The sequence below is a fragment of the Candidatus Hydrogenedentota bacterium genome (genome assembly GCA_012730045.1).
Classification (GTDB): Bacteria; Hydrogenedentota; Hydrogenedentia; order Hydrogenedentales; family CAITNO01; genus JAAYBR01.
The window spans coordinates 1-12,554 of the sequence record JAAYBR010000057.1; the positions used below are offsets into that span (position 1 = coordinate 1).

Consider the following 12,554-nt stretch of genomic DNA (forward strand, 5'->3'; position numbering starts at 1 on the left):
CTGCGCGCGCGTCCCATTGCCATGCCTGACATCTCCCGGTTGGCCTCACGGGAAGCATACCATACCGACAGCTATATGTCAATAACAAACACTACCGCAAGCCCGCCTTTTGCCACAGGCTGCTAGAGGAAGGAGGAGGGGGTGTTCATCTCGGCGAAACGGTCGGCGAACCGCTCGCCCTCCTGGCCGATCTGGGAGAAGACCCGGTGCAGTTTGATGAGCTGCTCCGCCCGCCGCGGGATTTCCTCCGGAATATGGCGCGCCTCCTTGCAGGTGGCGATCCAGCCGTGCCCGACCTCCACCGACATGTCCGGATGGCGCAGGAAGTACTCCATCATCGGCTGGTGAAATACCTGGTCCGCCACGGCGGCATCGGAGGCAAACACGCTGAAGTGGCTGGAAAAGGGCTCGTTGTCAAACTGCAGCTGGATTTTTCCATATTCGGCCACGTTGCCCACCTTCTCCATGAAGGCGGGGGGATAGATGCGCACCTCGGGGATGCGGAGGTCGTGCTGCATGATCGCCACGCTCTGGCAGTGCCGGACCTTGCTGTACTTGTCCCCCGTCGTGTAATGATAGTCGAACAGGTATACCAACTGGCCCTTGTGCTTGCCGGTGATGATGTTGGAGGCGTAGCGGTTCTTCCCCCGGCGAAACTGGAAAAGCAGGCCCAGCCGACGGGGAAGGCCGTAGCTGAGATACTGAAAATGCAGCCCCATCGTCGCGGCCATGTCAATAAAGGCCTTGCGGCGGAGACTCTGGTAGTAAATGACCAGACTCACCGCCAGGGTGATCACGCTGACGATGAACAGTCCGAAAAGAAACTGTGACAGTGACTCGCTCATGGAACCCGCCGTTGCCGCAGATAGGCTCACGCACTATAATGGCGTAACGCGGCGGCCATTTCAAGCCGCAGAAAAACGCCCCCCAATACGGGGGAAAATCAAAAGGATTCCGAATTTGGAAATCACCCGGGACCTGCTGCTCCGGCACGATGTGCCCGGCCCCAGGTACACCAGTTACCCGACCGTGCCCGAGTGGAGGCGCGATTTCACGCCGGACCACCATGCGGCGGCCCTCAAAAGGGCCTCACGGGTCCCCGAACCGCTCTCCCTGTATGTGCATCTGCCGTTCTGCGCCGCCCGGTGCCTCTACTGCGGATGCAACACCATCGTCCCCCGCGACAGGACCCCGCTGGCGTCCTATCTGGACGATCTCGACCGGGAGATCGGCAGGGTCGCGGAGCTTCTGGGATCCCGCCGCCGGGTCTGCCAGATGCACTGGGGCGGGGGCACCCCCAACTACCTGGAACCGGAGGAGCTGCACCGGCTGTTCGGCGCGGTGACCAGCCGCTTCGCCCTGACCGACGGCGCGGAGCTCGCGGTGGAAATTGACCCGTGCACCGTTCGGGGGGACCACCTTGACACCTTTGCGGCGCTGGGCTTCAACCGGGTGAGCATGGGGGTGCAGGACCTCAGCCCGGCGGTGCAGAAGGCCGTGGGCAGGCACCAGACAGAGGAGGTCACCCGGCGCGTTTTTGAGAAATGCCGGAGCCTGGGCTTTGGCGGCATCAACATGGACCTGATCTACGGTCTCCCCCTTCAGGAGCCGGACACATGGGCGGAGACCCTGCGCACCGTCGCCGCCCTGGGTCCCGACCGGGTTGCCGTGTACGGGTTTGCCTTCCTTCCGGAGCGGCTGCCGCACCAGCAGGCCCTCGCGGGATACCCCGCGCCCACGGGTCCGGAAAAGTACGCTTTGTTCGCCCAGGCGCGGAACGCCCTGCTGGCCGCGGGATACCGCCCCATCGGCATGGACCACTTCGCGCGGCCGGACGATGAACTGTGCCTCGCCCTTGACCGGGGCCGGCTCGGCCGCAACTTCATGGGGTACACCGTCGCGGCCGCGCCCGACCAGATCGGCTTCGGACTGTCCGCCATCAGCGAGGCGGGCGGCGCGTACGCCCAGAACCACAAGGACCTGCCCGCCTATCACGCCGCCCTGGCGGAGGGCGGACTGCCGACCGCCCTGGGCATCACCCTCACGGAGGATGACCTGCTCCGCAGGTGGGTCATCCGCGAACTCATGTGCAATTTCAGGCTGGACTTCGGTGCCCTCGAACACCGCTTCGGAGTCCGCTTCGCGGACAAGTTCGCGGAGGAGCGCCCGGAGTTGGACCGCCTGGCGGGGGAGGGCTTCCTGCGTCTTGAGGAAGACGCCCTCCGCGTGCTGCCTCTCGGCGCCGTCTTTGTCCGCAACATCTGCATGGTCTTTGACCGCCGGCTCCGGCGCAACCAGGCCCCTTCGGGCTTCTCGAGGACGATATGACCGCCCCGCATTCCGACCGCATGCTTCATGTGGCCGTCATCGGAGGAGGCGTCACGGGGCTCTGCGCCGGGTGGCATGCCGTCCAGCGGTGGGGGGGGGACGCCGTGCGCGTGCTGGAGGCGGGGGAGGGGCCGGGGGGCACCACCCGGTCGGACCGCGAGGGGGGCTACATTCTGGACTGGGGACCGAACGGATTTCTTGACCGCGAACCGGCCACCCTCGATTGGGTGGAGGCCCTGGGCGCGTCGCCGCTGCTGCGCCGGGCGGATGAATCCGCCGCGAAACGCCACATTTTCCGGAACGGGCGCCTGCACCGCGTGGCTGGACCGCCCGCCTTCTTCCTGTCGCCCCTGCTTTCGCCGGCGGGCAGGCTGAGGGTGTGCTGCGAGCCCCTGATCCCGGCAAAACGCGACCATGCGGGGGAAACCATCCACGACTTCGCACGGCGGCGCATCGGCCGCGAGGCGGCGGAAACCCTGGTCGGCCCCATGGTCTCCGGCGTCTTCGGCGGAGACGCCCGGCGGCTCAGCCTGGAGCACTGTTTCCCGCGCATGGCGGAAATGGAGCGGGTGCACGGCGGCCTCTTCCGCGCCCTGCTCGCAAAACGCAAAACCAACCCGAAGGTCAGCCCCGAGGGCCCCTCGGGCACCCTCACCACCCTCGAAGGCGGCATCGGCCAGCTCCCGGAAATCGCCGCCAACGCCCTCGGCGCATCCTTCGCGCCCCGCTCCCAGGTTCGTAAGATCACCCCCTCCGGCGACGGGTACATCGTGTCCTGCGCAAACGGCGACCAGTGGCGTGCGCAGAACGTTGTAGTCGCGTGCCCCGCCTACACAGCAGCGGCCCTGCTTGCCGACGCCGCCCCCGAGGCTGCGGCGGCGCTGGGGGCGATCCCCTACTCCGGTCTCGCCGTCGTGTGCGCGGGGTATCCGCGCGGCCAAGTCGCGCATCCCCTCGACGGCTTCGGATTTCTCGTCCCGCGGGACGGTTCCCTGCGCATCCTGGGCTGTCTGTGGACCGCGTCCATCTTTCCCCACCAGGCCCCCGAAAACGGAGTGCTGCTGCGCACCATGCTGGGCGGCGCGACAGACCCGGAGGTCCTGTCCCTGACGGACGCGGAGCTGGTGTCCCTGGTCTCGAGGGAGCTGTCCCCGCTGCTGGGAATCACCGGCACGCCGGAGCGGCTGCGGGTGTTCCGGCACCCTCTGGGCATCCCCCAGTACACCCTGGGGCACGGCGGGCGCCTGGCGGCGCTGGAGCGCTGCGAGGCGGAGCATCCGGGCCTGGTGTTCGCGGGCAACGCCTACCGGGGCGTGGGACTCAACGACTGCGTCCTCTCCGCCCGCCGCGCCGTGGACAGACTCCGCGCCTAGCGGCCCATCCCCGTCTTGTCCATCATCCGGCGCCAAAGGGTTTTGGCCTCCGTGCCGGAGGCCGTCACCAGCGCCGTCTCCCCGAGCACCCTGTCGCCCAGCATGAGCTTCACCCCGCCCGCCTCGGCACCGGCGGCCACCGGGGCGGCCAGGGCCGCCGGGGCGCTCACCATGAGCTGCAACTTCCCGGCGTCCTCCTTGCGCACGACGGTCTCCAGGGCGTCCCTCGCCGTCAGGGACACTGTGGGCGCAATCCCGTTCGTCACGGGCACCGCGCGGCCGACCGTCATGCCCGCCGTGACCGGGCGCACGCGCGTCACCATTCCCAGGCCCTGCTCCAGCACCTCCCCGGCGCTTTCAAACCGGCCGCGTTTCGTGTCCCCCATGACCACGGCGATGACGCGCACGCCGTCGCGCGCCGCCGTCGCGGTGATGCAGAAACCCGCGGCGCGGATGAACCCGGTCTTGATCCCGTCGCAGCCCGGCACCACGCCCAGCAGCTTGTTCGTGCTCGCCTTCACCCCGTCCGACTCGCGGAAGACAAGCTCCTTGCGCGAGGTCCATTCCAAAATCTTCGGACGCCGCACGCACGCCCGGCCCAGGATCGCCATGTCGCGCGCGGTGGTCAGGTCGAAGGACTCCCCCTTGGAGGGGGGAAGCCCATGAACGCTGTGGAAGGAAGACTGTGTCATGCCAAGTTCCTGGGCGCGCCGGTTGCACGCCTCCAAGTACTGCGCCTTGCCCCCCCAGAGCCCCTCCGCCACCGCCATGGAGGCGTCGTTCGCCGACGCGACGGCAACGGCCAGCATGAGCGATTCGAGAGGGTGCTTTTCCCCCATCTTCACGTACACCTGCGTGCCGCCCATCCCCTCGGCGTTCTTGGAGACGGGAATGATGGTGTCGTAGGACCACTTCTTCGCCTCCACCCCCTCGTCCACCATGAGCATCATCATCATCTTGATCATGCTCGCGGGGGGCCGCCGCAGGTCCGCATTCCGGCTCACCAACTCCATGCCCGTCTCCGCCTCAACACAGTAAACGCTCTCCGGGAGGGCCACGTAGTACTCCGCCGTGCCTTCGGCGGGAGGGGAGGGGGCGGACGGGACCAGGGAGCAAAGCAGGAAGGCCGTCAGAAAACTCATTCCAGGAAATCACCTCCGGCGCGCCGAACACGCGCGTCTCCGCGCTGCGCGCCCGTTGGGGGTTAGACGTTTTGGATAATGCTGTTCAGTTCGCCAATGGTGAAAGGTTTCCGGATCACCCCCATGACCCCCATCCCCTCCACGTCGGCGGACTGGGTGCCCGTCATCATGTACAGGGGAATGTTCTCTGTCATGGGCTCCGCCCGCAACGCCCGCACGGACTCCCGAAGGACTTCCGCGGGCACGTCGGCGTCCAGGAGGATGACATCCGGCCGGACGTCCAGAACCGCCTCCAGAGCCTGCCGGTGGTTGACCATCCCCATGCAGGCGATGTTGCGGTTTCGCAAGCCCGCGGACACGAACTCTAGCATTCCGGGATCGGCGTCCACCACGAAGACACATCGTTTTTGGTCGGATTTCACATAGGCGGCAAGGGGGTCGAAGGCCCCGTCAAACCCGTCGGAACCGTGCACAAGGCGCTCGACGGTCTCCCCCAGCTCCGCCACGCTGAAGGGCTTGTTGATGAACTCCGTGCGGGGAAACTGCTCGCGCAGGGGGGCGGCGGAGAAAAGGCTCTCCATGGTGAACACCACAACGGGCTTTTCGCGGGTGGCCGGCTGACCGCGGAGAATCGCCAGGGCGGTTCTGCCGAGCACGTCGTCGGCGACCTCGTCCATCAGGATGACGTCCGCGTCGGTCGCGCCCAGTTGTCGCAGGGACTCCTTGCCGGCGGGCAGCCAGGCGACCTTGCCGACCCCGCGAACGCAGGCAAGCGCCAAAGCCGTCTCCTCCCGGGCACTGAGCACGAGCAGCCGCTGGTCTCGAAGCGCCGGCGCGACCTGGACGCCCTCTTCACCGGGGAACGCGGCCGAGGGCAGGGTCACCGTGAAAGCCGAGCCCTTGCCGGGGGCGCTGTCAATCCGGATGAGGCCGCCGTGGGCGTCCACAATCCCCTTTGCGATGGAAAGCCCCAGACCGGCGCCCTCGTATTTCCGCGCCTTGGAGCTGTCCACCTGGAAAAAGCGGTCGAATATCCGGGCATGGTGCTCGGGGGCGATTCCAATCCCCGTGTCGCGCACGGTGATGGCGGCCCCGCCGCCCTCCTGCGCCTGCAGGGTGACACTGATTGTGCCGCCGCCCGGCGTGAACTTGACCGCGTTGTTCAACAGGATGCCCAGCACCTGGGAAAACTTGTCCCGGTCCACCCAGACAAAGGCCGGCGGCCCGGCCGCCGACGTCTCCACGACAAGATTTTTCGCCAAAGCGTCGGGATGCACGGCCGCCACCGCCTCGCCAATAAGGGCCTGCGGGGAAACCAGGGAGAGCACGGGGGTCACGCCCTTGATCTGCATTCGGCTGTATTCCAGCAGCTGGTTGATCAGGGCAAGCAGCCGCTCCCCGTTCCGCTCGGCGATGCGGACCACGTTCAGCTGGGCCTCGGTCAGCTCCCCCACCCCCCCGGTCTTCAACAGCTCAATATACCCCTGGATGGTGCTGAGCGGGGTGCGCAGCTCATGGCTGACATTGGAAAGGAAACTGTCCTTCGCACGGTCGTGCAGGCGCAGCTCCTCGTTCGCCCGCTCCAGCTCCCGCGCGCGGGCCAGCAGTTTCTGCTGCATCTTCCGGATTTCCGCGATGCTGGTCGCCACAAGGGAGAAACCTGCGTCCGCGGCGGTCTCCCCCCCGGGCAAAACCGCCGCCGCCACCACCACGGGGACGGGTTTCCCGTAGATGTCCACGAACTCCAGTTCCTGCCGGGCGCCGCCCTCGGCCCTCTCGGTGCTTGCCAGCAGGTTGAGAAGGCGGGGCCGCCCGGCGGTCTCCACCAGTTCCATGATGTTCACCCCGAGCAGCAGCTCCTCCGTCATTCCCAGCAGCGACGCGAAGCGCGGGTTGACAAACTGGATGCGGTTGTCGCCGTCCACCGTGACGAAACCCTCGTTCATCGAGAGGAGCAGGTTGCGCAGGCGCTCCTCCGAGGTGCGCAGGCGCCGGGTCTGCTCCTCCACGAGGCGCTGGAGCCCCTGGGCGTACTGCTCCACCCGGCGGCTGAGGGCCACCTGCTCCGTGATGTCGCGGACCGTCGCAATGGTCGCGGTGTGTTTTCCGTGGCGGTTGGTGATGGGCGCGCCGTTGAACAGAAGCACCTTCTCCCGGCCGTTAACCTGGATTCTCACCTCGTACTCCGAGGAGATGCCCCGGGCGCGCCGCCGCAGATGGTCGCGCACGGGTGCCATGTCAAAACGCTCCGTGAGCGTGGTTACGTTGTTCCCGATCAGCATCTCCCGGGTCACCCCGAAGATGTCCAGAAAACTCTGGTTGACGAGGCGGATCACCCCGTCGCCGGTGCTGAGGACGAAGCCGTCGGAAATGTGCTCTGCGAGGATCCAAAACCGCTCGGTAATCTCCTCGGAGTCCTCCCCGGTGCGCATCACGGAGAACATCACCACAAAAAGACCCAGGAACAGGCTGCCCAGACCGAGAACGCGCGACGCGCGCGCTATGTCGGGGTCTTGCATGAGCTGCACGGGGATGTCGCCGGGGCCGGTGAAGAAACTGATGCCCGCACCGACAATCAACATCAGGATGCCACTGAGCATGATGAAGCGCTCAAGCTGGCTGGTCCGGTAGCGCGCGATGAGGTTGCCCCCGGCATAGAGGGGCAGGGCGATGGAGATGAGCAGCGTTCCGGCCCGCAGCGGCAGGCTCTCAAACTGCTGGGCAAAGACCAGCCCCCCGAGCCCCATCAGCACCGGGATGACATAGTTGGTCACCCGGCGCTGGGCTTCGGCCCGGCGTCCGAGACGCGCCCGCGCGTCGCCCGCGCGGCGTCTGCCCTCATTCCTGCGAAACATGGGATTTCCGTTGCTTCTGGGCCGCTATGGCCGCTCCGGCCAGCTCGTCGCACCGCTCGTTGAGCGGGTCGCCGGCGTGGCCCCGCACCCAGCGAAAGGCCACCGCGTGCCGCGCGGCCTCGGCGTCCAGACGCCGCCACAAGTCCTCATTCAGCACCGGACCCGTCCGGCGCCGCCAGTTGTTGCGCTTCCAGCCCGGCAGCCATTCGGTGATGCCGCGCCTCACATACTCGGAGTCCGTGTGAAGCACGACCCGGCAGGGCCGCTTCAGCGCGGAGAGCGCCTCTATCGCCGCAGTCAGCTCCATCCGGTTGTTGGTCGTCTGGGGCGCCCCGCCGGACAGCTCCCGCATCCGGCCGCGAAACACCAGCACGGCCCCCCAGCCGCCCACGCCCGGGTTGGGGTCGCAGCCGCCGTCGGTGTAAATGACCACCGTGTCCTTGTCAGGGCCTTCCACGCATCGCTCCTCGTTCATTCACACACCTGCCGCCAGCCGTTCAAGCAGGGCCGCCACCCGTTCATGACGCCCGCGGACCGCCAGGTCCCGGGGCGTGAGCCCGTCCGCGTTGCGCGCGTCCAGGGCCGCCCCCCGCGCAACCAGCAGGGTGACCGTGTGCCCCCGGCCAAACACCGCCGCCGTGTGCAGCGGCGTGTCCCCGAAGTCGTCCACCGCGCCCACCGCCGCCCCGTGGTCCAGCAGCCATTCCGCGGCCGCCCGCCGCCCGCACATGGCAGCCACATGCAACGGCGTCATGCCGGTGATGTCCTTCGCGTCCACCTCCGCGCCGTGCGCGTCAAGCACCTCCATCGCCGCCACATTGTCCACCCCGGCCGCCATGTGCAGCGGGGTCTTCAGCTTCCTGTCGCGGGCGTCCACCGCCTCCGGCGCTTTCTCCAGCACCCCGCACAGGGCCTTCACGTCCCCCCGGATGACACAGTCATGCGGACTGGGCGCGCACCCCGGGAGGGCGAATACCGCCGCAAACAGCGCCATTAAGGGCAAAACGCGTAAAAAAAGCGCTCGCATCAGGGGGCCGCAGGCTCAGGAGTGTCCGTAACGTTAATCAATTCGCCTCCAGCCGCCAGATTTTCCGGCGTGAAAAGACGCGAGGGCAGCACCACATTCCGGGGCACCTGCCCGCCGGAAAGAATCTTCAGAGCGTATTCGACCGCCTCGCGTCCCCCTGTGGGATACTCGAAGGAAACGCTAAGGATGCCCTTCTCCACATAGACCCGGCCCTCGTGGGGGAGCCCGTCAATGCCCACAAAGAGCATCTCCTTCTCCCGGCCTGCGGCCTTGGCGGCCAGATAGGCGCCGTAGGCGCCGGGGTCGTTGTGGCCGTAGACCAGGTCTATCTTCGGGAACCGGGCCAGGGCGGACTCCATCTCCCGCTGGGCGTCCGGCTGGAGCCACTTCATGTCCGCGGAAAAGATCGTCTCTATGGCGGCGTCGCCCAGCCCCTTGACGAACCCCTCATGCCGGTCCCGACCGGGCACGCTGGTCTGGAGTCCCATCAACTCCACAATCTTCCCCTGGCCGTTGAGCTTTTCGCGGACCCATTTCCCGGCGGCCTCGCCGATCAGCCGGTTGTCCGCGCCGATGAACATGGTAAAGTCCTCACCGAGCAGGGCCCGGTCAAGCACGATCACCGGAATGCCCTTCTTGTAGGCCTCGGCGACCGGCCCCGTCAGGGGCGCCGCCTCGCGCGGACTGATGATCAGCAGGTCCACCCCCTGGTTCACGAACTCGCGGACGTGATTCTGCTGCACCAGCGTGTCGTTCTGGGCGTCCTTGAAGACCACCTTGAGCGTGTCGTGCGCCTTGGCCGCCTCCTCAATGTCCTTGTTCATCTGCACGCGCCACGGCTCGCCCAGATTGCACTGGCTCATGCCGATCAGGAAGGCTTCTTTCTCCGCAGCCGCTGCGGGGACACCTTCCTCCTTTGGGGCCGCGGCCTCCGGCGTCCCCTTGGAACAGCCGAAAAGCACAGCCCCCCCGGCCAGCAACGCCGCCAACGCAAGATTTCTGAGATTCGTCTGCATGTCTTGGCTCTCCTCGACCGAACGGTTCACCGTCTATTTTCTGCCCCGCTGGAACAGCACCGCGGACACAATAATCGCGCCGGTGAGCATCAGGCGCCCGGCCTCGCCGACGGCGTTGATGCTCAGGATTTTCTCAAGATACCCGATGGTGAGGGTTCCCAGCAAGGTAAGCAAAATGCCGCCCCGTCCGCCGGAGAGGCTGGTGCCTCCGATCACCACAATGGCGATGGCCGTAAGTTCATAGGACGCACCGGCTTCCGGATCGCCCTGGGTCTCCTGGGCGGCCTGGCAAATCCCCGCCAGCGAGGCAAAGAGCCCGCTCATGGCGTAGGCAAGCACCTTCGCCCAACCCACGGGCACCCCCGAGAGACGGGCCGCCGCCTCATTGCCCCCGATGGCGTACAGATGCCGCCCGGGCCGCAGCCGGGCCAGCAACAGCCAGGACACTAGCACGCACAGCAGAAACACCAGCGTGACCACGGCAATGTTGTCGCCGAGGATTTTGGCGTTGAGGAACTCGTAGAGTTTGGGAAAATCCAGATACTGGAAGCCCTCCGGGGTCTCCACGCCCTGGGAAATCTTCTTGCCCTCCGAAATGTATTTGGCCGCCCCGCGGGCAAAGACCATCATGGCGAGGGTGGCTATGAAGGGCTGGATGGAGAACCGCGCGATGAGGGCGCCCGAAACCGCCCCGCAGGCCAGGCCCAGCAGACAGCAGAGGGGCACGGCAACCCACGCCGGCATGCCATGGTGGATGCTCAGCAGGGCGGACACGACGGCGGTGAGCCCCAACACGCTGCCCACCGAAAGGTCTATGCCGCCGGCGATGATGACGATGGTCATGCCGCAGGCCAGAATCCCGAACCGGGAGATGTGGCGCAGCATGTCGCGGTGGGTATCCCACCGGAAGAAGGTGCCGTCCGCGTTGAACAGCGCCCCCAGCGCCAGGATCACCAGCAGGGCGATCAGGGCGCGGGTGAAGGGCAGCTCCAGCACTCTCGCCAGCTGTCCGGACCGCTTCAGCATTTCCGTTCTCCTTCCCCGCGCCCCATGGCCGCGGCCAGCACGGACTCCTGGGTCGCCTCGCCGCGCCCAAACTCCCGGAGGATGCGCCCCTGGTACAGCACGAGGATCCGGTCGCTCATGGCCAGCAGTTCGGGCATCTCCGAAGTGATCAGCAGGAGGGTGATTCCGGCCGCCGTCCACTGGTTCATCAGCTCGTATATTTCGTGTTTCGCGCCCACATCCACCCCGCGTGTGGGCTCGTCGAGAAGCAGCACCCGGGGGTTCGTGTCCAGCCACTTTGCCAGCACCACCTTCTGCTGGTTGCCCCCCGAAAGGGTCTCCACCGGCTGCGTCAGCGTGGCCGCGCGGAGGCCAAACTGCTCCGCGTGCTCCCGCGCCCGGTCCTGCTCCCTCGCGGGGAGCAGCCAGCCGCCGGGGGAGTAGCGGGGCAGGGAGGCCAGGGTCATGTTCCGCGTGATGGACATGCCCAGCACCAGCCCCGTGGTCTTGCGGTCGTTGGTGAGCAGCGCCACGCCCTGGCGGATGGCCGCCGCCGGGCGCCTGACGGCGGCCGGGATCCCGTCCAGCAGCACCTCTCCAGACACCCTGCCCCCGTAGGCGCCGAAAAGGCCTGCCAGCAGCTCGCTCCCCCCCGAACCCTGGAGGCCCCCGATCCCGATGATCTCCCCCGCCCGCGCCTGAAAGGACACCCGGTCCACCTTGGGCCTGGGCAGTCCCGCCGGGTCGGGGACCGAAAAGTCCCGCACTTCCAGCCGGACCGGGCCGGGCGCGGCGATGGTCCGGGAAAACTGCGCCTCCAGCGGCTTTCCCACCATCCACTGCACCAGCTGTTCGGCGGGCAGGTCGCAGGCGGCCGCGGTGCCGATCTTCCTGCCGTCCCGCAGCACGGTGATCCGGTCGGCGATCCGGTAGATTTCCTCCATCTTGTGCGTGATGTAGATGATGCCGCAGCCCTGGCGGCGCAGCCCGTCAATCAGCGCGAACAGGCGCTCCACCTCGGGGGCGGCCAGGCAGCTCGTGGGCTCGTCCATCACGACCACGCGGGCGTCGCCCGCCATCGCCTTGGCAATCTCGATGGACTGCTGCACGGAGATGGGGTGGTCGCCCGCCGGTGCGGAAGGGGAGATATCCATGCCCAGCCGGGCGAGAAGCTCCGCGCATTCCCGCTCCTGGCGCGCGCGCCGCACCCATCCGCGGGCGGTCTGCTCCCGGCCGAGGAATACATTGTCGGACACGCTCATTCCGGGGATCAGGGAGAGTTCCTGGTGAATCACGGAGATGCCGCTGAGACGCGCGTGCTGGGGCGACCGGAAATGGACCGGTTGCCCTCCCAGCAGGATTTCCCCGTCGTACCCAGTGTGCACCCCCGCGAGGATTTTGATCAGGGTGCTCTTGCCCGCGCCGTTCTCGCCCGCGAGGATGTGCACCTCGCCGGCCCGCAGGTCAAAATCCACCGAATCGAGGACCCGGACGCCCGAAAAGGCCTTTCCGATGCCCCGCATGCTGAGATGTTGCGCTTCCATGGCCTCCTGCCCGAGTCATCCGACCGGGGAAAAGTTTAGCACACCGGGCGCGGCCGGCGGGGCAATCGCACTAAAATCCGTGGGTGCTTTCTGGATGGAGTCTGGTAATTTCCCGCCGCCCGACCCCTTCAACGCTGAAAGCGTTTCCGAATATAGCCCAGGCCAGGCCGCCGCCCAAAGGGCCAGGCCTGCCCTGGGTTGCGCGCCCCAAAACACTTCTTGCCCCAAAGGGGCATCCGAAATTTGCGCTCAGGGAAGAAGACA

At 66.9% G+C, this 12,554-nt stretch carries 10 protein-coding genes; 2 read left to right on the forward strand and 8 right to left on the reverse strand.

Going from position 1 to position 12,554, the window contains the following annotated elements:
- Positions 1-122 precede the first annotated feature (122 nt).
- Positions 123-845: a hypothetical protein gene (locus tag GXY15_05725; GenBank protein ID NLV40709.1), complete on the reverse strand. Its 723-nt coding sequence runs from the start codon at positions 843-845 to the stop codon at positions 123-125.
- Between GXY15_05725 and hemN the strand changes: the two genes are divergently transcribed.
- Positions 844-2,328 (forward strand): oxygen-independent coproporphyrinogen III oxidase, encoded by a 1,485-nt coding sequence (gene hemN, locus GXY15_05730; protein ID NLV40710.1) that lies wholly within the window; start codon positions 844-846, stop codon positions 2,326-2,328. The genes GXY15_05725 and hemN overlap by 2 nt on opposite strands.
- Positions 2,325-3,701, forward strand: a complete 1,377-nt coding sequence (hemG, locus tag GXY15_05735) for a protoporphyrinogen oxidase (GenBank protein NLV40711.1) — start codon at positions 2,325-2,327, stop codon at positions 3,699-3,701. Before hemN ends, hemG begins: the two co-directional genes overlap by 4 nt.
- On the opposite strand, the gene GXY15_05740 is transcribed toward hemG, so the two are convergent.
- From GXY15_05740 to GXY15_05770, 7 genes are all read right to left on the reverse strand, one after another.
- Entirely contained in the window at positions 3,698-4,843 is a 1,146-nt protein-coding gene (locus tag GXY15_05740; GenBank protein NLV40712.1) for a D-alanyl-D-alanine carboxypeptidase, read from the reverse strand. The two genes, hemG and GXY15_05740, sit on opposite strands and share 4 nt — an antisense overlap.
- 62 nt (positions 4,844-4,905) lie before the next feature.
- Positions 4,906-7,698 (reverse strand): PAS domain S-box protein, encoded by a 2,793-nt coding sequence (locus GXY15_05745; protein ID NLV40713.1) that lies wholly within the window; start codon positions 7,696-7,698, stop codon positions 4,906-4,908.
- Positions 7,682-8,173 carry a ribonuclease HI gene (gene rnhA / locus GXY15_05750; protein ID NLV40714.1) on the reverse strand — a complete coding sequence of 164 codons (492 nt, stop codon included), beginning with the start codon at positions 8,171-8,173 and terminating at the stop codon, positions 7,682-7,684. Before rnhA ends, GXY15_05745 begins: the two co-directional genes overlap by 17 nt.
- Positions 8,174-8,617, reverse strand: a complete 444-nt coding sequence (locus tag GXY15_05755) for an ankyrin repeat domain-containing protein (GenBank protein ID NLV40715.1) — start codon at positions 8,615-8,617, stop codon at positions 8,174-8,176.
- 107 nt (positions 8,618-8,724) lie between these two features.
- Positions 8,725-9,741 (reverse strand): substrate-binding domain-containing protein, encoded by a 1,017-nt coding sequence (locus GXY15_05760; protein ID NLV40716.1) that lies wholly within the window; start codon positions 9,739-9,741, stop codon positions 8,725-8,727.
- Between the two features lie 33 nt (positions 9,742-9,774).
- Positions 9,775-10,767 (reverse strand): ABC transporter permease, encoded by a 993-nt coding sequence (locus tag GXY15_05765; GenBank protein ID NLV40717.1) that lies wholly within the window; start codon positions 10,765-10,767, stop codon positions 9,775-9,777.
- Positions 10,761-12,290 carry a sugar ABC transporter ATP-binding protein gene (locus GXY15_05770; GenBank protein ID NLV40718.1) on the reverse strand — a complete coding sequence of 510 codons (1,530 nt, stop codon included), beginning with the start codon at positions 12,288-12,290 and terminating at the stop codon, positions 10,761-10,763. Before GXY15_05770 ends, GXY15_05765 begins: the two co-directional genes overlap by 7 nt.
- Between the last annotated feature and the right edge of the window lie 264 nt (positions 12,291-12,554).

What these genes read in the sequence shown, in the direction of transcription:
- hemN (NLV40710.1), top strand. Translation starts at nt 844, where the DNA reads ATGGAACCCGCCGTTGCCGCAGATAGGCTCACGCACTATAATGGCGTA.
- GXY15_05725 (NLV40709.1), bottom strand. Translation starts at nt 845, where the DNA reads ATGAGCGAGTCACTGTCACAGTTTCTTTTCGGACTGTTCATCGTCAGC.
- hemG (NLV40711.1), top strand. Translation starts at nt 2,325, where the DNA reads ATGACCGCCCCGCATTCCGACCGCATGCTTCATGTGGCCGTCATCGGA.
- GXY15_05740 (NLV40712.1), bottom strand. Translation starts at nt 4,843, where the DNA reads ATGAGTTTTCTGACGGCCTTCCTGCTTTGCTCCCTGGTCCCGTCCGCC.
- GXY15_05745 (NLV40713.1), bottom strand. Translation starts at nt 7,698, where the DNA reads ATGTTTCGCAGGAATGAGGGCAGACGCCGCGCGGGCGACGCGCGGGCG.
- rnhA (NLV40714.1), bottom strand. Translation starts at nt 8,173, where the DNA reads ATGAACGAGGAGCGATGCGTGGAAGGCCCTGACAAGGACACGGTGGTC.
- GXY15_05760 (NLV40716.1), bottom strand. Translation starts at nt 9,741, where the DNA reads ATGCAGACGAATCTCAGAAATCTTGCGTTGGCGGCGTTGCTGGCCGGG.
- GXY15_05765 (NLV40717.1), bottom strand. Translation starts at nt 10,767, where the DNA reads ATGCTGAAGCGGTCCGGACAGCTGGCGAGAGTGCTGGAGCTGCCCTTC.
- GXY15_05770 (NLV40718.1), bottom strand. Translation starts at nt 12,290, where the DNA reads ATGGAAGCGCAACATCTCAGCATGCGGGGCATCGGAAAGGCCTTTTCG.